This is a genomic window from Candidatus Dactylopiibacterium carminicum (genome assembly GCF_014736495.1).
Taxonomy (GTDB): Bacteria; Pseudomonadota; Gammaproteobacteria; order Burkholderiales; family Rhodocyclaceae; genus Uliginosibacterium; species Uliginosibacterium carminicum.
Genome location: NZ_MDUX01000009.1, coordinates 63,078 through 81,734 on the forward strand (window position 1 = coordinate 63,078; position 18,657 = coordinate 81,734).

At 63.0% G+C, this 18,657-nt stretch carries 16 protein-coding genes and 3 pseudogenes; 15 read left to right on the forward strand and 4 right to left on the reverse strand.

The window, feature by feature from the left end:
* The first annotated feature begins 8 nt into the window (after positions 1-8).
* The 6 genes from purH (at position 9) to BGI27_RS04485 (ending at position 6,117) form a co-directional block, all read left to right on the forward strand.
* Positions 9-1,604 (forward strand): bifunctional phosphoribosylaminoimidazolecarboxamide formyltransferase/IMP cyclohydrolase, encoded by a 1,596-nt coding sequence (gene purH, locus BGI27_RS04460; RefSeq protein WP_095523703.1) that lies wholly within the window; start codon positions 9-11, stop codon positions 1,602-1,604.
* A 16-nt stretch (positions 1,605-1,620) separates the two neighbouring features.
* Complete coding sequence (locus tag BGI27_RS04465) at positions 1,621-2,172, forward strand: phospholipid:lipid A palmitoyltransferase (RefSeq protein ID WP_170942950.1); 552 nt, start codon at positions 1,621-1,623, stop codon at positions 2,170-2,172.
* Positions 2,173-2,185: 13 nt separating this feature from the next.
* Positions 2,186-3,454, forward strand: a complete 1,269-nt coding sequence (purD, locus tag BGI27_RS04470) for a phosphoribosylamine--glycine ligase (protein ID WP_095523705.1) — start codon at positions 2,186-2,188, stop codon at positions 3,452-3,454.
* Positions 3,455-3,501: 47 nt separating this feature from the next.
* Positions 3,502-4,188, forward strand: coding sequence for a hypothetical protein (locus BGI27_RS04475; protein ID WP_095523706.1), 687 nt, complete (start codon positions 3,502-3,504; stop codon positions 4,186-4,188).
* A gap of 275 nt (positions 4,189-4,463) precedes the next feature.
* Positions 4,464-5,579 (forward strand): Eco57I restriction-modification methylase domain-containing protein, encoded by a 1,116-nt coding sequence (locus tag BGI27_RS04480; RefSeq protein ID WP_095523717.1) that lies wholly within the window; start codon positions 4,464-4,466, stop codon positions 5,577-5,579.
* 64 nt (positions 5,580-5,643) lie between these two features.
* Positions 5,644-6,117: an acyl-CoA thioesterase gene (locus BGI27_RS04485; RefSeq protein WP_095523707.1), complete on the forward strand. Its 474-nt coding sequence runs from the start codon at positions 5,644-5,646 to the stop codon at positions 6,115-6,117.
* Here the strand turns inward: BGI27_RS04485 and BGI27_RS04490 are convergent.
* On the reverse strand, positions 6,087-6,533 hold the full coding sequence (locus BGI27_RS04490; protein WP_095523708.1) for a CBS domain-containing protein: 447 nt from the start codon (positions 6,531-6,533) through the stop codon (positions 6,087-6,089). The two genes, BGI27_RS04485 and BGI27_RS04490, sit on opposite strands and share 31 nt — an antisense overlap.
* A gap of 174 nt (positions 6,534-6,707) precedes the next feature.
* Between BGI27_RS04490 and BGI27_RS04495 the strand changes: the two genes are divergently transcribed.
* Positions 6,708-7,343, forward strand: coding sequence for a PEP-CTERM sorting domain-containing protein (locus BGI27_RS04495; RefSeq protein WP_095523709.1), 636 nt, complete (start codon positions 6,708-6,710; stop codon positions 7,341-7,343).
* A gap of 31 nt (positions 7,344-7,374) precedes the next feature.
* Here the strand turns inward: BGI27_RS04495 and BGI27_RS04500 are convergent, their stop codons facing one another.
* A complete protein-coding gene (locus BGI27_RS04500; protein WP_095523710.1) occupies positions 7,375-8,634 on the reverse strand; it encodes a TIGR03862 family flavoprotein in 1,260 nt (419 codons plus the stop codon).
* Between the two features lie 186 nt (positions 8,635-8,820).
* Here BGI27_RS04500 and pta point away from each other — a divergent pair, with 186 nt between their 5' ends.
* A complete protein-coding gene (gene pta / locus BGI27_RS04505; RefSeq protein ID WP_095523711.1) occupies positions 8,821-10,866 on the forward strand; it encodes a phosphate acetyltransferase in 2,046 nt (681 codons plus the stop codon).
* Positions 10,867-10,918: 52 nt separating this feature from the next.
* Here pta and ppsA read toward each other — a convergent pair.
* Positions 10,919-13,169: pseudogene (gene ppsA, locus BGI27_RS04510) on the reverse strand (phosphoenolpyruvate synthase).
* A gap of 189 nt (positions 13,170-13,358) precedes the next feature.
* Here ppsA and ppsR point away from each other — a divergent pair.
* Positions 13,359-14,237: a posphoenolpyruvate synthetase regulatory kinase/phosphorylase PpsR gene (ppsR, locus tag BGI27_RS04515; RefSeq protein ID WP_095523718.1), complete on the forward strand. Its 879-nt coding sequence runs from the start codon at positions 13,359-13,361 to the stop codon at positions 14,235-14,237.
* An 82-nt stretch (positions 14,238-14,319) separates the two neighbouring features.
* On the opposite strand, the pseudogene BGI27_RS04520 reads toward ppsR, so the two are convergent.
* Positions 14,320-15,036: pseudogene (locus tag BGI27_RS04520) on the reverse strand (LysR substrate-binding domain-containing protein); the annotation flags it as partial.
* Positions 15,037-15,143: 107 nt separating this feature from the next.
* Between BGI27_RS04520 and aroE the strand changes: the two are divergent.
* The 6 genes and pseudogenes from aroE (at position 15,144) to BGI27_RS04545 (ending at position 18,624) form a co-directional block, all read left to right on the forward strand.
* Positions 15,144-15,968 carry a shikimate dehydrogenase gene (gene aroE / locus BGI27_RS04525; RefSeq protein WP_095523712.1) on the forward strand — a complete coding sequence of 275 codons (825 nt, stop codon included), beginning with the start codon at positions 15,144-15,146 and terminating at the stop codon, positions 15,966-15,968.
* A gap of 160 nt (positions 15,969-16,128) precedes the next feature.
* A pseudogene (locus BGI27_RS18825) lies at positions 16,129-16,512 on the forward strand (sulfite exporter TauE/SafE family protein); the annotation flags it as partial.
* Complete coding sequence (locus BGI27_RS18830) at positions 16,413-16,847, forward strand: TSUP family transporter (RefSeq protein ID WP_420886916.1); 435 nt, start codon at positions 16,413-16,415, stop codon at positions 16,845-16,847. The pseudogene BGI27_RS18825 and the gene BGI27_RS18830, both read left to right, overlap by 100 nt.
* A gap of 142 nt (positions 16,848-16,989) precedes the next feature.
* Positions 16,990-17,508, forward strand: coding sequence for a GNAT family N-acetyltransferase (locus BGI27_RS18835; RefSeq protein ID WP_095523713.1), 519 nt, complete (start codon positions 16,990-16,992; stop codon positions 17,506-17,508).
* Between the two features lie 39 nt (positions 17,509-17,547).
* Positions 17,548-18,210 (forward strand): phage tail protein, encoded by a 663-nt coding sequence (locus BGI27_RS04540; protein ID WP_095523714.1) that lies wholly within the window; start codon positions 17,548-17,550, stop codon positions 18,208-18,210.
* Positions 18,211-18,285: 75 nt separating this feature from the next.
* Positions 18,286-18,624: a hypothetical protein gene (locus tag BGI27_RS04545; RefSeq protein WP_141239717.1), complete on the forward strand. Its 339-nt coding sequence runs from the start codon at positions 18,286-18,288 to the stop codon at positions 18,622-18,624.
* Positions 18,625-18,657: the final 33 nt, after the last annotated feature.

Below are 18,657 nucleotides of genomic sequence, written 5' to 3' on the forward strand. Positions count from 1 at the left end.
TTCCCATCATGAAAGTCACCCAGGCCCTTCTCAGTGTTTCCGACAAGCGTGGCGTCGTTGAATTCGCACGCGAACTCGCCAGGCTAGGCGTCGAGTTGTTGTCGACCGGTGGTACCGCTCGCGCGCTGCGCGACGCCGGGCTCGACGTGACCGACGTGGGTGACTACACCGGCTTTCCTGAAATGCTCGATGGCCGCGTGAAGACGCTGCATCCCAAGGTGCACGGTGGCATCCTCGCGCGCCGGGATCTGAAAGAGCATCTGGACACGCTGGAGGCACATCACATCCCGCGCATCGATCTGGTGGTGGTGAATCTCTATCCCTTTCAGGCCACCGTGGCCAATGCGGATTGCAGCCTCGATGATGCCATCGAGAATATAGACATCGGTGGCCCGACCATGGTCCGCGCGGCAGCCAAGAACCACGGCAACGAAGCCGGTGGCGTGGGTATCGTGACCGATCCCGAGGATTACGCCGCCGTGGTCGAAGAGCTTCAGGCGAATGCAGGCGCACTGAGCCACAAGACACGCTTCGAACTGGCGCGCAAGGCGTTCACGCATACCGCGCGGTATGACTCCGCGATCGCCAACTGGCTGACCTCGGTGGATGCAGATCAACTTTCAGGCGCTAAGGCGCCGGTGCGTGTGGAGTATCCGAGCCGCCTGCAACTGGCCTTCGACAAGGTGCAGGATCTGCGCTACGGCGAAAACCCGCATCAGACCGCCGCCTTCTATCGCGACCTGACGGCGCCTGCTGGCGGTATCGCCAGCTACGCCCAGCTGCAGGGCAAGGAACTGTCCTATAACAACATCGCCGATTCCGATGCGGCCTGGGAGTGCGTCAAGGCTTTCGACACTTCTGCGGTGGCCTGTGTCATCGTGAAGCACGCCAATCCCTGTGGCGTGGCGCTGGGCACTACCCCGGAAGAAGCCTATCGCAAGGCTTTCTCTACCGATCCGACTTCCGCCTTCGGCGGCATCATCGCCTTCAACGCCGAGGTCGACGCGGCGACCGCACAGGCTGTTTCCGGCCAGTTCATGGAGGTCTGCATCGCGCCGTCCTACACCGCCGAGGCGCTGGAGCTGCTGGCCGCCAAGAAGAACGTGCGCGTGCTGACCTGTCCGCTGGGCCGTATCTCGCAGACCGATTACAAGCGCGTGGCCGGTGGCCTGCTGGTGCAGACCTATGACGATGCCGTGCTGACAAACGCCGATCTGAAGATCGTCACCCAGCGTGCTCCGACCCCGAAAGAACTATCCGATCTGCTGTTCGCCTGGCGCGTGGCGAAGTATGTGAAGTCCAATGCCATCGTGTATTGCCGGGACAACATGACCGTCGGTGTCGGCGCGGGGCAGATGAGCCGCGTGGATTCCGCGCGGATCGCCAAGATCAAGGCCGAGAATGCCGGGCTGAAGATCGAAGGCTGCGTGGTGGCCTCGGACGCCTTCTTCCCGTTCCGTGATGGGCTCGACGTGCTGGCTCAGGCCGGAGCTACCGCCGTGATCCAGCCTGGCGGTTCGATGCGCGATGCCGAAGTGATCGCTGCGGCCGATGAGCAGGGCATGGCCATGGTATTCACCGGTTTCCGTCATTTCCGTCACTGATGCAAGGGTTCCATCGATGAAGTTTGTCGTAGTCGTGCTGCAGATGCTGTCCTGTCTGCTGCCATTGGCCGTTTCGGCCCAGACCAAGCCGTTCTATGAAGAACTCTGGGACGATACCGTGGGTCGTACGCGCGAAACCCTCGATGAGGGAGATTGGCACTTCCTGTTGTCTGCGCGTACCTATCACATGCCGTTCGCCTATTCCAAGGAGCAGCTGGACGACCAGAACAACAATCCGCTGCCAGGCTTCGGCTTTGCACGCGGGCGCTATCTGGAGAATGGCAACTGGTCCGGCATCTATGCCTTGGGTTTCCGTGACTCCTGGAGCAAGCCCTCCTATCTGCTTGGCTACAACTACAACTGGGTGACGCAGACAGAGTACGCGCGCTTCGGTTGGGGTGCATCGATGGGGCTGATGACACGCAACGACTACTTCAACTATTTTCCTTTCCCTTACGTCCTGCCGACCTTCTCCGTCGGCAAAGGCCGCGTCACGCTGGAAGCTTCGTATGTCCCGGCCTTAAAGAGGGGAACGGGGAATGTGGCATTTTTCTGGCTGAGATTTTAGTAAAGGTAGAAGTATGAAGATTCTGGTGATTGGTTCCGGTGGACGCGAACACGCCCTGGCCTGGAAGCTCGCGCAGTCGCCGCGCGTGCAGAAGGTCATCGTCGCGCCTGGCAATGCCGGTACGGCCACTGAGCCCGGGCTCGAGAACGATCCGGCCAGCACCGTCGCCGAATGGATCGAGCTGGTGCGTCGTGAGGATGTTGCACTGACCGTGGTCGGCCCCGAAGCGCCGCTGGCCGCGGGGGTGGTCGATGCTTTCCGTGCCGAAGGGCTGCCGATCTTTGGCCCGACCAGAGCCTGCGCCCAGCTCGAATCCTCCAAGGATTTCGCCAAGCAGTTCCTGGTTCGCCACAACATTCCCACCGCGAAGTACCAGACCTTTTCGGAAGCCGACGCAGCCCACACTTACGTGGATGCCGAGGGGGCTCCCATCGTCATCAAGGCCGACGGCCTGGCCGCCGGCAAGGGCGTAGTGGTCGCCATGACGCTGGAGGAAGCGCACGCAGCCATCGACATGATGTTGGTTGGCAACAAGATGGGCGACGCGGGTGCGCGCGTGGTGATCGAGGAATTCATGCAGGGCGAGGAAGCCAGTTTCATCGTCATGGCCGATGGCCGGCATGCGCTGGCGATGGCTACCAGTCAGGATCACAAGCGTCTTAAGGATAACGACCAGGGCCCCAACACTGGCGGCATGGGAGCCTATTCACCGGCGCCGGTGGTCACGCCGCAGGTGCATGCGCGCGTGATGCGCGAGATCATCAATCCGACGCTGGCCGGCATGGCCGCGGAGGGGCATGCCTATACCGGCTTCCTCTATGCAGGGTTGATGATCGATGAAAGCGGCGCGCCGCGCGTGGTCGAATTCAATTGCCGTTTCGGCGATCCGGAAACCCAGCCCATCATGATGCGGCTGAAGACCGACCTCGTCGAACTGGTCGAAGAGGCGCTGGCCGGCAAGCTGGATGTCGCCGAAGCCGAGTGGGACCGCCGCGTGGCACTCGGCGTCGTGCTGGCCGCGGGCGGCTATCCCGAAGAGCCTCGTAAGGGTGATGCCATCCACGGGCTGGATGCGAAGCTTGAAGACACGCATGTGTTCCACGCAGGCACTGCGCTGCGCGATGGCAAGGTGGTGGCGAGCGGTGGCCGTGTGCTGTGCGTGACGGCGCTTGGCGATTCGGTGAAGACTGCGCAGGCGCGAGCCTATGAGCTGATCGGCCAGGTCGGGTTTGAGGGCATGCAGTACCGGCGGGATATCGGATTCCGCGCGATCAAGCGCTGAGCGCACCGATCTTCCCGTCGCCGGTGTTGCCGAAGCGTGGAGCGGACATGAGTCTGGAGCACGAGATCCTGGACAGGCTGTGCGAATACCTGTCGCGCTCCCTGCGTGTGGGAGGCTTGAAGCTGGCTGCTGCCAGCGGCGATGGTCGGGTGGATTCACAGGCCAGCGAGCAGGAGATTTCGAAATCCCTGCTCAACTACGCACAGGCCAACGACTGGTTCAGCCAGACGCATGGCCTCTCCATCGAAATCGCCCCTGCGCGTCATTGGTACGACTTCTGTGTGCGCGGGCCGGGTTTCTTCCTGCCAGTCAATGTGAAGGTTTCCGTCTGCAAGAGTTCGGATAACCTGTCGAGCAAGGAAGGCGTCTTCTTCGCCCTCACCGGTGTCGATCCGAAGGCCGTGACCATCAATACCTGGGAGCGGTTCTGTGAACGTCTGGCCGAGTATCGTGGCCGGGACCCGCGTGCCGACTATTACTTCCTGGTGGTTCACAAGGAACGGCAGAACGAGGTGTTCTGGACCAGTCTGAAATCCATCGGCCAGCTGGATCCGAACGGCAACAATCCGCCTTTCCACTGCCATTGGGGCAAGAACCGCGAGCGCGTCAGCCGCAGCACGCAGGAGGCCGAGGGGTATATCCTCGGTGTGCTCGGCGAGACCTTCCGCCTGCGTGCCGAAGCCTGGCGCAGTTTCCGCAAGGCCTTTCATGCGCAGACCGTGGAGGATCAGTAATGGATCCGAGACTGCCGTTGCCACTTGCCGGACCGGAGGGAGAGAGCCCCTGGGGGCCGGTTTCAGACTGGCTGCCGCCTGACCCTGAATTCAGGCCGATCCGGCGTGGCTGGTACGACGTGGCATCCGATGGCGAGTTGCATCCCGTGCGGCTGTGGTGGTCGCTGGATTGCTGGCTGGAATCCCCGGTCGCGACCGAACCGTTTCCGCGCCAGGCGTGGTCCTGGCGAGGACTGCTGGCGTCCGCTTCGCGTCGTGCGCTGGATGCGGAGAAGATGGGGCAGGTATTCACGCCGGATGCCGTGGTAGAGCAGATGCTCGCGCTCAAGCGCAATGAAGGCTGCACGCTGGAGCCCTCCTGCGGCGATGGTGCTTTTTCGAGCCGTCTCCGCAATTGCGTGGCCATCGAGCTGGATGAACGCGTCGCGCCGCCGGATGCCCGACGCCAGGATTTTTTCACCTTTCCTGAAAGCGAGCAGTTCGACACCATCATCGGCAACCCGCCCTATGTGCGTTTCCAGGACATCCTGCCGGCCACACGGGCGCTGCTGCGCATGGATCTGTTCGACCGTCGCAGCAATCTGTATCTCTTCTTCATCGAGAAGTGCGTGCGCCATCTCAAGCCTGGGGGTGAGCTGATCTTCATCGTGCCGCGGGAGTTCATCAACCTGACGGCGGCGCGCAAGCTCAATGCCTGGCTGTTCGAGCAAGGCACGATCACGGACTTCATCGAGACCGGAGACAGCAACATCTTCGGAGCCTACGTGCCCAACTGCGCCATCTTCCGTTTCGAAAAAGGGCGGTTGGAGCGGCGCATGCACGACGGGCGACGTTTCGCCTGCGTGGGCGGCCAACTGCAGTTCCTGCGTGGCGAATATTCGGTGCCGCTGGCAGATCTGTTCATGGTGCGGGTGGGGGCCGTCTCTGGCGCTGACCCCATCTTCACGCACCCGCGCGGAAATCGGGCGTTCGTCTGCTCCAAGACTGTGGATACCGGCGAGACGCGGCGCATGTATTTCGGCGTGAAAAATGCGCATCTGACGGCACACAAGGAACAGCTGCTGGCGCGCCGGGTGACGAAATTCGACGAATCCAACTGGTGGCAATGGGGCCGGCTGCATCATGTGTCGGACTCGCCGCGTATTTATGTGAACGCCAAGACGCGACGGGCGCAGCCCTTTTTCACGCATCAATGCACGGACTACGATGGTTCCGTGCTGGCACTGTTCCCGCGCCATCCTGCAATGGACATCGCGCGTGCCATCCAGCTGTTGAACACCGTTGTGGACTGGGCCGAGCTGGGTTTCGTCTGCGATGGCCGTTTCCTTTTCGCCCAGCGCAGCCTGCAGACCTGCATGCTGCCGGAAGTCTTCCGCGAACTGCTGCCGTGACGGAGGCCCTCCGGCGCGCGGCGGGCAATGGACCCTGACACCTGGACTGGCGCAAAATACGGCCATGTCTGGAATTCATGTTCAACGTTTCGTCGTGCCGGCTTCGGCCATCGACCTCAATCGCCACGTCAACAATGTCGAGTACCTGCGCTGGATGCAGGACGTAGCTATCGAACACTCCACGCAGATGGGCTGGCCGATGGAGCGCTATCTGCGCAATCGCTGCTCCTGGGTGATCCGCTCGCATTTCATCGAATACCTGCGTCCGGCACTGCGCGACGATGAACTCATGCTTCTCACCTGGGTGACGGAGATGGGCGAGCGCAGCTCCGTGCGCAAGTACCGATTCTGGCGCCCGCGGGACCGGCAGATTCTGGCCCGTGCCGAAACCAACTGGGTCTTCGTCGATGCACGCGTGGGTTTGCCACGCGACATCCTGCCGGAAGTCCGCGCGGATTTCCGGTTGGTGGCCGACGAGACCGAGATCGAGACGCTGCTGGCGGAGCTTCAGCCCGCCGAGAGATCGCCTGCGATATAGCCTTCCAACTGGCGGATGGTTTGCTGCTGGGCGTCAATCACGGCCTTCACCGCATCGCCGATGGTGACGATCCCGATCAGCTGGCCGCGTTCGACCACCGGCAGATGGCGGATACGATTGCCGGTCATGATCTCCATCACGTCATCCACGGTTTGCGAGGGCGAGATGGTCAGCAGGTTCTGCGTCATCAGCTCGCCCACGTGGGTCGCTTTGGATGCCCGGCCTTTCAGCACCAGCTTTCGAGCGTAGTCGCGCTCGGTGAAGATGCCGACCATGCGGTCAGCTTCCAGCACCAGGACGGCGCTGACGTCCTTGGCAGCCATCAGCTCCAGCGCTTCATACACGCTGGTGTCAGGGCTGACCGAGATGACGGACGGAGTTCTCTTGCCTTCGAGGATCTGGCGAACGCTGGTCATTGCTGGTCTCTCTCTGGGTGGGGTGGGTAAGATAAGCATATGCCATTCTTTTGAGAAATTTCCTGTCAGCCGTGATATTGATCACGTACGCTTCTGTTCGGCTTGGTGCACCATAAGCTCGTGTACAAGTCACGCCACGTATCGCGGGTGTGGCGCGTGAGGGAAGGCCAGACCATGCAACAAGACAATCCGGACGACAAGCGCAAGCGCCGCCGCTGGCTGCTGCTTTTGCTGCTGCTACTCAGTTTCGGGTTGGGGGCAGGTTGGTGGCAGGTACGTCGCTCCTTGCCGGCCACTGAAGTGGCCGGAAACGGTGCGCCTGAGCCTTCGAGGTTGGCGACTGCCGATGGCATCGTGCCGGATGCTGTCAATCTCGGAGAGGTTCGCCCGGATGCCGACGCCGAGGCGCGCGACCGTGACGCCGCCAAGGGTGTGCAGCGCGCACGTACTGCCGCTCGCAATGGTAACAAGCGCTCAGGGCCCGGTGCCGACGCGCTGGCGGAGGCCTTGTTGGCAGCCGATCCGGCAGGGGCTGGTATCCCGGACGGCGCTTTGCCAGGGTCGTTTGCCGAGGGCGCGCCACTGCTGGCTGCAGCTGATCCAGCAACGCCGGGTGGTTTCGCGCCCGAAGCGACTCCCGGTGCACTGACCTCGCCATGCCGTGAACCCTGGCGCCGCCAACGGTGGCTTCATTCCGGGGGCCGTGACCCAGGTTACGCGCCGGTGCCCGAACCTTCCACCTATCTGATGCTGCTGGCGGGGCTAGGTTTGCTGACTGCCGTGGCCAAGCGTCGTCGCCAGCAAGCCTGATTCAGGACTTACGAGGATAGAAAGCCCGTGCTCAGGCGCGGGCTTTGTCTTTTTTGTCCAGCCACGCCAGCAGGCCGTGTGCGGCAGCCCTGCCACTGGCAAAGCAGGCGGTCAGCAGATAGCCCCCCGTGGGGGCTTCCCAGTCCAGCATCTCGCCCGCACAGAACACCCCTGGCAGCGCATGCAACATGAGCCCTTCGTCCAGCGCCTCGATGCGTATTCCGCCGGCACTGCTGATGGCTTCGTGCAATGGGCGTGGGGCTGCCAGGCGCAAAGGCAAAGCCTTGATCGCGATGGCAAGGCGTTCAGGATTACGGTAATCGTCCGCGCCCAGGCATTCGCGCAACAGCGCGGCTTTGACTCCTTTCAGTCCCAACCGGCTTTGCAGGTGCGAAGCCAGCGAACGGGCTCCACGCGGATGGGCTGCTTCGCGCGCCACCCAGGCGGCGTCGCGGGCTGGCATCAGATCAAGCTCCAGTACGGTATCGTGTCCGGCCTCCAGACTGTCGCGTAAAGGCGCGGACAGTGCGTAGACCAGTCCACCCTCAATACCGGTGGCCGATATCAGGCATTCCCCGCTACGTGTGTGTATCTGCCCCTGAGCGTCTGTGAAGCGGGCGTGTACGTTCTTCACGGGCTCCCCTGCGCAGCGCTCGATGAAATGTGGGCTCCAGTGAATGTCGAAGCCACAGTTCGCCGGGCGCAAAGGTGCGATCTCGATACCCAGCCCGGCCAGCCGGGGCAGCCAGGCCGCGTCCGACCCCAGCTGCGGCCAGCTGCCGCCGCCCAGGGCGAGCAGAGTGGCCTCCGCCTTGAGTTGCAACGGCCCGTCAGGCGTTTCGAAACAAAGATTGTCTCCTTGCCAGCCCTGCCAGCGGTGGCGTACATGGATGCGCACGCCAAGCTGTCGGAGTCGATGCAGCCAGGCGCGCAGCAAAGGTGCCGCTTTCATCTGGGCGGGGAATACCCGTCCGGAGCTGCCGACAAAGGATTCGATGCCCAGGCCGTGCATCCAGGCCCGAATCTGGTCCGGCCCGAACTGGCCCAGCTGTGGCGCCAGCCAGCCAGCGCGCGTGCCGTAGCGCTGCAGGAAACTCGTTGAGTCTTCGCTGTGGGTAATGTTCAGCCCGCCTTTGCCCGCCATCAGGAGTTTTCGTCCGAGCGAGGGCATGGCGTCGTAGAGGTCCACATCCAGCCCTGCGCCCGCCAGGATCTCGGCGGCCATCAGGCCGGCGGGGCCGCCGCCGATGATGGCGACGCGGTTTTGTGCAGAGGGGGGCTGGACGGTCATCGGAGGCTGTTCCAAGCGAGGCGGGCGGGCATTTTAACGGTCCGTACCCGTCTGGCGCAGATCAAACAATCCGTGATAACGGGTGGAAGGAGGGCAGCGCAAGGTCTAACATATTGGCCGATTTTGACGTGTTTTGTTGCGTTGCGACAAAGCGCAATTTGAGCCCCCATCCGGTAGAAAACAATCATGCAGACCTTTTTCCTCGCTCCTACCCGCCAGAATGTCGGCCTGACTTCCGTGGCGCTGGGCGTCGTCCGTGCCCTGCAACGTCAGGGCCTGCGCGTCGGCTTTGCCAAACCTGTAACCCAGGACGATACCGCCACCGAACGTTCGGTGCACTTCGCCCGTGAGATCTGTCAGGTCTCCGCACCGAACGCGCTGACCACCGCACAAGTAGTGGCCCGCATCTCTGCCGGCCAGATCGACGAACTGCTCGAAGACATCGTCAGCCTGTGCATGGGAGCCGCCGAGAACGTCGACGTGCTGGTGATTGAAGGTCTGCACACCGATCCGAGCTTCTCCTTCACCACTCGCCTGAATGCCGACATCGCCCGCAGCCTGCAGGCTAAGATGGTGCTCGTGGCCAGCGCCCAGGATGCAGGTGTGACCGGCGAGGTCAAGCTGACCGCCAGCCAGTTCCGCGCTGCGGGCTGCAAGGTGGCCGGCACCATCTTCAACAAGGTTGCCGCCGATTTCGACGCGACCGCCGCCGCCGCTGCGCTGGACAAGCTGCCGCTGTGGGGCGTGATCCGCAACAACCCGGCGCTGCTCGCGCCGCGTACGCTGGACGTGGCCCGTCACCTGAATGCCGACGTGGTCGTCGAGGGCGAGATCGCCCAGCGCCGCGTGCTGGAAACCGTGGTGGCCGCCCGCTCTGCCGCCGAGATGATCAACCGCCTGAATCCGTGCGCGCTGGTGGTTTCTGCCGGCGATCGCGACGACGTGATGCTGGCTACTGCACTGGCAGCCTCGCGTGGCGTGCAGCTGGCCGGTCTGCTGCTCACGCATGATTCGGGGATTGACCCGCGCATCATGGAGCTCTCCGCCAAGGCGCTGGACAATGGCCTGCCTATTCTGCGCGTGAAGGGCGATACGTTCTCCACCGCTGCCGCCATCAGCCGCATCTCGCCGGCCGTGGCCGCCGATGACACCGAACGCATGGGCCAGGTGCTCGACAGTGTGGCCGAGGCGCTCAATGCAGAGGCACTGCTGGCCTCCGTGAAGATGCCGTCTTCCACCCGCATGAGCCCGCCCGCCTTCCGTTACCAACTGATCCAGAAGGCCCGTTCTGCCAACAAGCGCATCGTGCTGCCCGAGGGTGATGAGCCGCGTACCATCAAGGCTGCCGTGATCTGTGAGGAAAAGGGCATCGCACGTTGCGTGCTGCTGGGCAAGCCGGACGCCATCAAGGCCGTGGCCGCAGCGCAGGGCGTGACCCTGCCGGATTCGCTGGAGATCCTGGATCCGGACAGCATCCGTGAGCAGTACGTGCCGCCGATGGTCGAACTGCGCAAGAGCAAGGGCCTCACCGAGGGTCAGGCACGCGATCAGCTGCAGGACACCGTGGTGCTGGGCACCATGATGCTGGCGCAGAACGATGTGGACGGCCTGGTTTCCGGTGCCGTGCACACCACCGCCAGCACCGTGCGCCCCGCACTGCAACTGATCAAGACCGCACCGGGTAACTCAATCGTTTCGTCCGTGTTCTTCATGCTGATGCCGGACCAGGTGCTGGTGTATGGCGACTGCGCCATCAACCCCGATCCGAACGCTCAGGAACTGGCCGAGATCGCGCTGCAGTCCGCCGCTTCCGCACAAGCCTTCGGCATCGATCCGAAGGTCGCGATGATTTCCTACTCCACCGGCACGTCCGGCCAGGGCGCAGATGTCGAGAAGGTCAAGGAAGCCACCGCGATCGCCAAGGAAAAGGCGCCCGAGCTGGCACTGGATGGCCCGCTGCAGTACGACGCGGCTTCCGTGGCGGACGTGGCCCGCTCCAAGGCTCCGAACTCGCAGGTCGCAGGTCAGGCTACGGTCTTCGTGTTCCCTGACCTGAACACCGGCAACACCACCTACAAGGCCGTGCAGCGCAGTGCCAACGTGGTGTCCGTTGGCCCGATGCTGCAAGGTCTGCGCAAGCCGGTGAACGACCTGTCGCGCGGCGCACTGGTGGATGACATCGTGTTCACCATTGCGTTGACCGCCATCCAGGCTGACGCTCCGGCCAAGTAAGCTGGAGTAAGTGTTCGAAAAAGACACCCCGCGATGCGGGGCGTTTTCATTTTCAGCGCCCCAGTTGGCGCGCAAGCCGTTGCCAGGTGGGGATCACCGAGTCCGGATTCAGCGACAGGGTCTGGATACCTTCTTCCATCAGCCACTGCGCGAAATCCGGATGGTCGGAGGGGCCCTGGCCGCAGATTCCTACGTATTTGCCCAGCCGGTTGCAGGCCTGGATCGCGCGGCTGATCAAGGCCTTGACGGCTGGATCCCGTTCGTCGAAGGCGTTGGCCACCAGGGCTGAATCGCGATCGACGCCCAGCGTGAGCTGGGTGAGATCGTTGGAACCGATGGAAAAACCATCACAGAGCGCGAGGAAATCCTCTGCCAGCAAGGCATTTGCCGGAATCTCGCACATCAGGATCAGACGCAGTTCGTCCTCGCCGCGATGCAGCCCCTGGCGTGCGAGCAACTCCACGACGGTGCGTGCTTCGCGCACGCTGCGTACGAAGGGCAACATCAGTTGTACGTTGCGCAGGCCCATTTCCAGCCGCACCTTGCGCAGTGCGGCACATTCGAGCGCGAAGCAGCACTGGTAGGACGGCGCGATGTAGCGCGCTGCGCCCCGGAAGCCCAGCATCGGATTTTCTTCCTCGGGTTCGTACAGTTCACCGCCCAGCAGCTTGCGGTATTCGTTGGACTTGAAATCCGACAGCCGCACGATCACCGGCTTGGGCCAGAAGGCCGCCGCGATGCTGCCAACCCCCTCGGCCAGGCGCTCGGTGAAAAAGGTCTCGGGCGAGGCATAACCGGCCGCACGCTGCTGAATCTCATCCTGCAGTAGCGTCGGTAGCGTGGCGAAATCGAGTACCGCCCGAGGGTGGATGCCGATCATGTTGTTGATCACGAACTCGATCCGCGCCAGACCGACGCCAGCATTCGGCGTCGCGGCGAAGGCCATTGCACGCTCCGGGTTGCCGACGTTGAGCATGATCTTCACCGGCAGTTCAGGCAGTGGTGTTTCCTGGCGCGTACGCAGCTCCCAGGCTTGCTTGCCGGCATAGACGTGGCCGGTGTCACCTTCGGCGCAGGAGACAGTAACAAGCTGCTCTTCTGTCAGCGTTCGCGCGGCATCGCCACATCCCACCAGCGCCGGAATGCCCAGCTCGCGCGCAATGATCGCGGCATGGCAGGTGCGTCCGCCGCGCCGGGTGACGATCGCCGCGGCGCGTTTCATCACGGGCTCCCAGTTCGGATCGGTCATGTCCGTAACGAGCACGTCGCCCGGGCGTACGCGTTCCATCTCATGCGCGCCGGCCACCAGGCGTACCGGGCCGCTGGCCACTTTCTGGCCAATGGCCCGTCCGGAAAAGAGCGGGGCCGAGTCGGGTGTGATGTGGAAATCCTGGAGGGCACTGCCCGTTTCCTGCGACCGTACGGTCTCCGGGCGGGCCTGCAGGATGTAGATCTGGCCATCCAGCCCGTCTCTGGCCCATTCGATGTCCATCGGCCGGCCGTAGTGGCGCTCGATGCTGCAGGCATCACGGGCGAGCGCCAGCACTTCCGTGTCTGTCAGCGAGAACTGTGCGCGCTGCTCCGGCGCCACTTCTTCGAGGCGTGTGGAGTGGCCTGCATCCCGTCCTTCGGCATACACCGCGCAGCGCCTTGGCGCCCAGCCGGCGGCGGATCACGGCTTGCCGGCCAGCGGCAAGCATGGGCTTGTGCACCAGGAACTCGTCGGGATTCACTTCGCCCTGCACCACGGTTTCTCCCAGCCCCCAGGCCGACGTGATGAACACCACGCCACGGAAGCCGGACTCCGTATCCAGCGTGAGCATCACGCCGGCGGCGCCACGGTCCGAGCGCACCATGCGCTGCACGGCGACACAGATCGCCACGCCGGCATGGGCGAATCCCTTGTGCATGCGGTAGGCGATGGCGCGGTCGTTGTAGAGCGAGGCGAATACAGCGCGCACCGCGCGCAGCAGTGCGGCGTCGCCACTGATGTTGAGGTAGCTTTCCTGTTGCCCGGCAAAAGATGCGTCGGGAAGGTCCTCGGCTGTGGCAGAAGAGCGTACGGCCACGCTGACATGCTCGCCCAGACGTTGGTATTGCGCCAGGATTGCCGCAGCCAGGCGCACCGGCAGCGGTGTTTCCTCCACCCAGGCGCGGATGCGCGCCCCTGTGGCAGCCAAGGCTGCGAGGTCTTCGGTATTCAGATCGGCAAGGGCTTCGTCTATGCGCTGGCCCAGCGCTTCCTGTTCCAGGAATTCGCGGAAAGCCTGCGCCGTGGTGGAAAATCCGCCTGGCACGCGCACGCCGGCATTGCCGAGCTGATTGATCAACTCCTCCAGGGAGGCGCTCTTGCCGCCGACACGCCCTACATCCTGCATGCCCAGGGACTCAAAGGGGAGGAGAACCAGTTCATTGCTCATGCTGCACCTCGGTCCGCTTGCCAGGAAACTGCCTGCGCAGCATTCTAGGGAAGGCGCCTGTTGCAATGCAGCATGCGCGCCCGTCCGGTCATCGTCGCTTTCCCCTACGCATCTTTCCGGAGGTCTGCCTTGTCAGGCATACGCAGCGTCTTCTTCATCTCGGACGGTACCGGCATCACCGCCGAAACCCTGGGCCACAGCCTGCTGGCCCAGTTCCAAGAATGCCGTTTCCGGCTCGAGCGCCTGCCGTTCGTGGATTCGCAGATGCGGGCCCAGGCCTGTGTGCGCCAGATTCGCGCCGCTGCCATGCGGGACGGTGTGCGACCCATCGTCGTCAGCACGATCGTGGATGCCGCCGTGGTGGCCGCGCTGCGCGAGGCCGATGCGTTGTTCCTGGATCTTTTCGAGCAGAGCATCGGTCCGCTGGAGGCCGAGCTGGGGGTGCGAGCCAGCCACTCGGTCGGCCGTTCGCATGGCATCACGGAGTCGGCCAGTTATTTCGCGCGCATCGAAGCGATCAATTTCACGCTGGCGCATGACGATGGTCAAAGCCATGAGCGGTTGAACGAGGCGGATGTGATCCTGATCGGCGTCTCCCGCTCGGGCAAGACCCCCACCAGTCTCTATCTTGCGCTGCAGTTCGGCATCAAGGCGGCAAACTATCCCCTGATCCCGGAGGATTTCGAGCGGGACTGCCTGCCCCCCGAATTGCTGCGCCATCGTGGCAAGCTCTTCGGCCTTTCCATCAGCCCGCTGCGGCTGGCGCAGATCCGTAGTGAACGCCGCCCCGGCAGTCGCTATGCCCAGCCTGACAACTGCAATTTCGAGGTCGAGGCCGCACTGCAACTGATGCAGCGTGAGGGGGTGGCGGTGATCGACTCCACCGCGCGTTCCATCGAAGAGCTGGCGGCCCTGATCCTGCAGGCCATCCAGCCGGCGGAGCAGGGCTGACGGGGGCGCAGTCGCCCTGTGGGAGGGCGATTTCCAGAAAGGCGTCCAGGCGTGCCGAGCGGGACTGGGCTCGCCAGGCGAGCACCAAGGGCAGGCTGGCGCCGGCGTCTGCGAGTGGCACGAATCTGACGCCATCCACGCGGATCGTGGCGAGGGACGCGGGCAGCACCGCGATGCCCTGTTCGGCGGCCACCAGGCCGATCTGCGTCAGTGCCTCGCGTGCTTCCTGTACCACGCGCGGCGAGAAGCCGGCGCGGCTGCACAGTTGCTGGATGTGGCTCACGAGACTGGCGCCGCTTTGCTCCGGATAGGCGATGAAAGCTTCGTCGCTGCATTCGTGCAGGTGTGCACATTCACGTGCGGCCAGGCGGTGCCCTTCAGGCAACACCAGGTACAGCGGGTCGTGTTGCAGCAGGGCGCATTCCAGGCCCGCAGGCGGTGCGCTGCGATTGCGTACGAAGCCGACATCCAGTTCCCCGGCCAGCAAGGCTGCGAACTGGTCGGAGGTATACATCTCGCGCAGTTCACCCTGCTCGCCACGCGCGATCCGCTGCAGTTCATCCCCCAGTGCCGTACTGGCGGCGAGAATCTCACGAGCGCGTTGCAGCAGATGTTCGCCGGCCTCCGTGAGGCGCACGTTGCGCTTCGTGCGCACGAACAGACGCAGGCCCAGCTCCGCCTCCAGCGCCTGGATCTGCTGGGAGAGTGGTGGCTGGCCGATGTGCAGCCGTGCAGCCGCACGCGTGAAGTGCAGTTCCTCGGCCACGGCGACGAAATAACGCAGATGGCGCAATTCCATAAATCTGTTTCAGATATTAGTTGGAGCGGAAATATATATTGAACGCTGGGTATGGCCAATCCTAAGATGAGCGCCTTTCCGTCCATCCAGATCTCGCCGGAGCCCGCATGACCGATCGCTACGCCATCATCGGCAACCCCATCGCCCAGGCTAAATCGCCTGCCTTGCAGACTGCATTTGCGCGCCAGTGCGGGCAGGATCTGGAGTACGGCGCAATCCTCGGCGAACCGGGCGCCTTCGCGGCCGCGGTGCGCGAGTTCCAGGCCGGTGGCGGGCTGGGCATGAACATCACCATGCCCTTCAAGCTGGACGCCTTTGAATTGGCCGATGAGCTCACGCCGCGTGGTCGTGCCGCTGGCGCGATCAATATGTTCACCTTCCGCGCCGATGGCACGATTCTCGGCGACAACACCGATGGCTTCGGCATCGTGCGTGACATCACCCACAATCTCGGCGTCAGCCTTACCGACAAGCGTGTGCTGTTGCTGGGGGCCGGCGGCGCGGTGCGTGGCACCCTGCTGCCGTTGTTCGAGGAAAAGCCCGGCGAGGTGTTCATCGCCAATCGCACCGGTAGCAAGGCGACCGACCTGGTTCGGGGTTTTGCGGACCAGGCAGGCGCGATCAAGCTTGCGGGTGGTGGTTTCGCCGATATCGCCGGGCATTTCGACGTAGTCATCAACGGCTCGGCTTCGTCCATGACCGATGATCTGCCACCCTTGCCCGAGGGCGTGCTGGATGCGGCCGAACTTGCCTACGACATGGCATACCGCAAGGAGCCCACGGCGTTCGTGCGCGCCGCGCAGGCTGCCGGCGCAAAACAGGCCGCCGATGGTTTGGGCATGGTGGTGGAGCAGGGGGCCGAGTGCTTCTTCCTGTGGCGTGGCATCCGGCCGGATACCGCGCCGGTGATCACGGCATTGCGTATCGCCTGAAGTTTTGCCCCGCGCTGATGCCAGGCACGGGTTCCCCTGATTCCTTGGCCGTCGTCAGGCGGCTACGCTGCCGTCTGCTTCGCCTTCCCACTGCATCGTGTCCCACGAATTACTGATTCTGCTGCCCGTTTCCTTCATCGCCGGAGCCATCAACGCGGCGGTGGGCGGCGGCGGGCTGATCGGCATCCCCGCGCTATACAACGTGCTCACCACCTACACGCCGGCACAGATCATGGGCGTGGACAAGTTTTCCTCGGTGATGGGGCATGCGATGTCGATCCGTCAGTACGCCACGCGTATTCCGCTGCCCTGGCGTCTGATCCTGCCGACTGCCGTCACTGCCTTCCTCGGCTCCTACCTTGGCGTGCGCATGCTGGATCTGATGCCCAGCCACTGGATGCGTCCGATCATCCTCATCGTGCTGGCGGCGATGCTGGTCTACACATGGCTCAGGCCGGAATTCGGCCGCCAGGACACAAGCCGCGCGCCCACCCGCGCGGATCTTTTCAAGGGCGCAGCGCTGGGGATGGCGCTGGGCTTCTACGATGGTTTCATCGGCCCGGGCACCGGCAGCTTCCTGCTGTTCCTGTTCGTGCGTTTCTTCCACTTCGACTTCCTGCGCGCCAGTGCCTGCGCCAAGGTCGGGTCGTCAATTGCGGCACCAACGCCGCCACGCTGGTCTTCCTGGTGCCGGCGGGCCTGGTCAATTACAAGCTTGCCGTGCCGCTGGGCGTGGCTGCGATCTTGGGGGCCATCGTCGGTTCGCAGCTGGCCATGCGCGGTGGCAACAAGTGGATCCGCTGCCTGTTCCTCACGCTGGCGATCATCCTGCTGGCCAAACTGGGCTGGGAGAGCCTGCGCCCGGCCCTGGGGCTTTAAGGCCACTCGGATGCCCTTTTTGCCGGCAATGCAATCAGCTTGCCGGACTAGACTCAGTGTCTGTTCATTTATGCCGTGTGACTTGCGCCGCCAGGCCGCATGAAACCGTGCGACTCTAGAGGCGCCAGCGCTGCTGCGCGCCATGCTCTGCCCGGCTCCTTGCCTTGATCCACAAATCCGCCTGCGTCCCGTTCGGGATGAGGACGGGGATTTCCTTTTGCGTGTCCATGCCAGTACCCGGGAAGCCGAACGTGCGCTTGGCGGTTGGACTGACGAGGCATGGATCGAATTTATCGCTGAGCAGCAGGCGCGACAGCAGGCCGGCTACCTCGCGCAGTGTGCGCGTCCGGCGTTCAATCTGATCCTGTTGGGGGATGAGCCCGTCGGCCGCTTCTATCGAGATGACGGCAAACAGGAAATTCGTCTTCTCGATCTTGCCTTGTTGCCCGGACACCGGGGGCTGGGAATCGGTACCTGCCTGATACGTGATGTGCTTGCCGAGGCGCAGGCTACGAAACGTTGCGTGGGGTTGCATGTGGGCATCACCAATCCGGCACTGGCGCTGTATCTGCGCCTGGGTCTTCGCGTGGTGGACGTGCTGGGCCCGCATCTGTATCTCCGCAGTCAAGCAGGTGCTCAGCCGGAAGGGCAGCCCGGCTAGGTGCCGATATCCAACCAGCTGCCTGGTTAAGGAGACGATATGGATCCGTTCATTGGTCAGATCATTCTGTGGCCCGTACCCTGGGTTCCTGAGGGTTGGCATCTGTGCGATGGTACCGAGCTACCCATTCAGCAATATCAGGCACTGTATTCATTGATCGGTACTCGCTATGGTGGCAACGGGCAAAGCACATTCAAGCTGCCTGATCTACGCAACAAATTTGCGCAGGGAACCATGGCGATGACTCAGCCAGGGCAGAGCGGGGGGAGTGCCAGTACGCCGGTCAACCTCACCGGGCAGACCTCGCTGAGCCTAGCCAATCTGCCGGCGCATACGCATGCCGCACATTTCACCGGTTCGGCGGGCGGGAGCGCCAGTCTCGAATTCGATGTCACCATCCCAGCCAGTACGAGCGCGGCGACGGCTTCTACGCCGGGGAGCACGCTCAATCTCGCGGCGACAGCGGGCCCGTCGAGCAAAATCTTCAACGACGTCACACCCAATGCGAGCCTGAAACCTTTCAAAGTGACGACTACTGCCAGTCTGCCCACACCGACCGGTACGATCACGGTGGATCCAGCAGGGCAGGTTTCACCAACGCCATTGCCGATCAGCGTACAGGGTAATGTGGCCACCCAGCCGCCCTTCCTGACGCTGAACTACATCATTGCCTTGCAGGGTATCTATCCACCTCGTCCCTGAGCGAGTTCACCTCCCGCAGCACACCCTGTGGGAGGTGTTGTTGATCATTTCTTGATTCGTTTGGAGAAAGGCACCATGTTTTTGCGAGTCTTACGCGCCTTTGCATTTCATCTGCTCATGCTGTTGTTGCTGTCTTGGGCCGCGGGTACATGGGCGCAGACGAGCGGGACCATGACTTTTTCTGCTTCTGACGCTGACCTCGATTACTCACAGACAACGATTAATCGAATCGTGGGAGGGCAGACATTTTCGGTAGGTGGAGGAATTCAGTCTGGAGGGCTGGGGTTTGATGCTCCTGGCATATATGCGAATGAATCAGGCAACAGCGTCAAACTGACCATCACCGCGCCAAGTGGCTACCTGTTCAATCTGGTTTCTTTGCAGGCAAAGGCTGAATCGCCCCCGGTTCACTAGACACTTCGAAGCCTTAAGCTGGCAACCAAGTGG

Bases quoted from the DNA above. Each gene is read 5' to 3' on its own strand.
- purH (WP_095523703.1), top strand. From the start codon at position 9: ATGAAAGTCACCCAGGCCCTTCTCAGTGTTTCCGACAAGCGTGGCGTC.
- BGI27_RS04475 (WP_095523706.1), top strand. From the start codon at position 3,502: ATGAGTCTGGAGCACGAGATCCTGGACAGGCTGTGCGAATACCTGTCG.
- ppsR (WP_095523718.1), top strand. From the start codon at position 13,359: ATGCGCGCCCGTCCGGTCATCGTCGCTTTCCCCTACGCATCTTTCCGG.
- BGI27_RS18830 (WP_420886916.1), top strand. From the start codon at position 16,413: ATGGCTCAGGCCGGAATTCGGCCGCCAGGACACAAGCCGCGCGCCCAC.
- BGI27_RS04465 (WP_170942950.1), top strand. From the start codon at position 1,621: ATGAAGTTTGTCGTAGTCGTGCTGCAGATGCTGTCCTGTCTGCTGCCA.
- BGI27_RS04490 (WP_095523708.1), bottom strand. From the start codon at position 6,533: ATGACCAGCGTTCGCCAGATCCTCGAAGGCAAGAGAACTCCGTCCGTC.
- purD (WP_095523705.1), top strand. From the start codon at position 2,186: ATGAAGATTCTGGTGATTGGTTCCGGTGGACGCGAACACGCCCTGGCC.
- pta (WP_095523711.1), top strand. From the start codon at position 8,821: ATGCAGACCTTTTTCCTCGCTCCTACCCGCCAGAATGTCGGCCTGACT.
- aroE (WP_095523712.1), top strand. From the start codon at position 15,144: ATGACCGATCGCTACGCCATCATCGGCAACCCCATCGCCCAGGCTAAA.
- BGI27_RS04545 (WP_141239717.1), top strand. From the start codon at position 18,286: ATGTTTTTGCGAGTCTTACGCGCCTTTGCATTTCATCTGCTCATGCTG.
- BGI27_RS04540 (WP_095523714.1), top strand. From the start codon at position 17,548: ATGGATCCGTTCATTGGTCAGATCATTCTGTGGCCCGTACCCTGGGTT.
- BGI27_RS18835 (WP_095523713.1), top strand. From the start codon at position 16,990: ATGCTCTGCCCGGCTCCTTGCCTTGATCCACAAATCCGCCTGCGTCCC.
- BGI27_RS04485 (WP_095523707.1), top strand. From the start codon at position 5,644: ATGTCTGGAATTCATGTTCAACGTTTCGTCGTGCCGGCTTCGGCCATC.
- BGI27_RS04480 (WP_095523717.1), top strand. From the start codon at position 4,464: ATGGGGCAGGTATTCACGCCGGATGCCGTGGTAGAGCAGATGCTCGCG.
- BGI27_RS04500 (WP_095523710.1), bottom strand. From the start codon at position 8,634: ATGACCGTCCAGCCCCCCTCTGCACAAAACCGCGTCGCCATCATCGGC.
- BGI27_RS04495 (WP_095523709.1), top strand. From the start codon at position 6,708: ATGCAACAAGACAATCCGGACGACAAGCGCAAGCGCCGCCGCTGGCTG.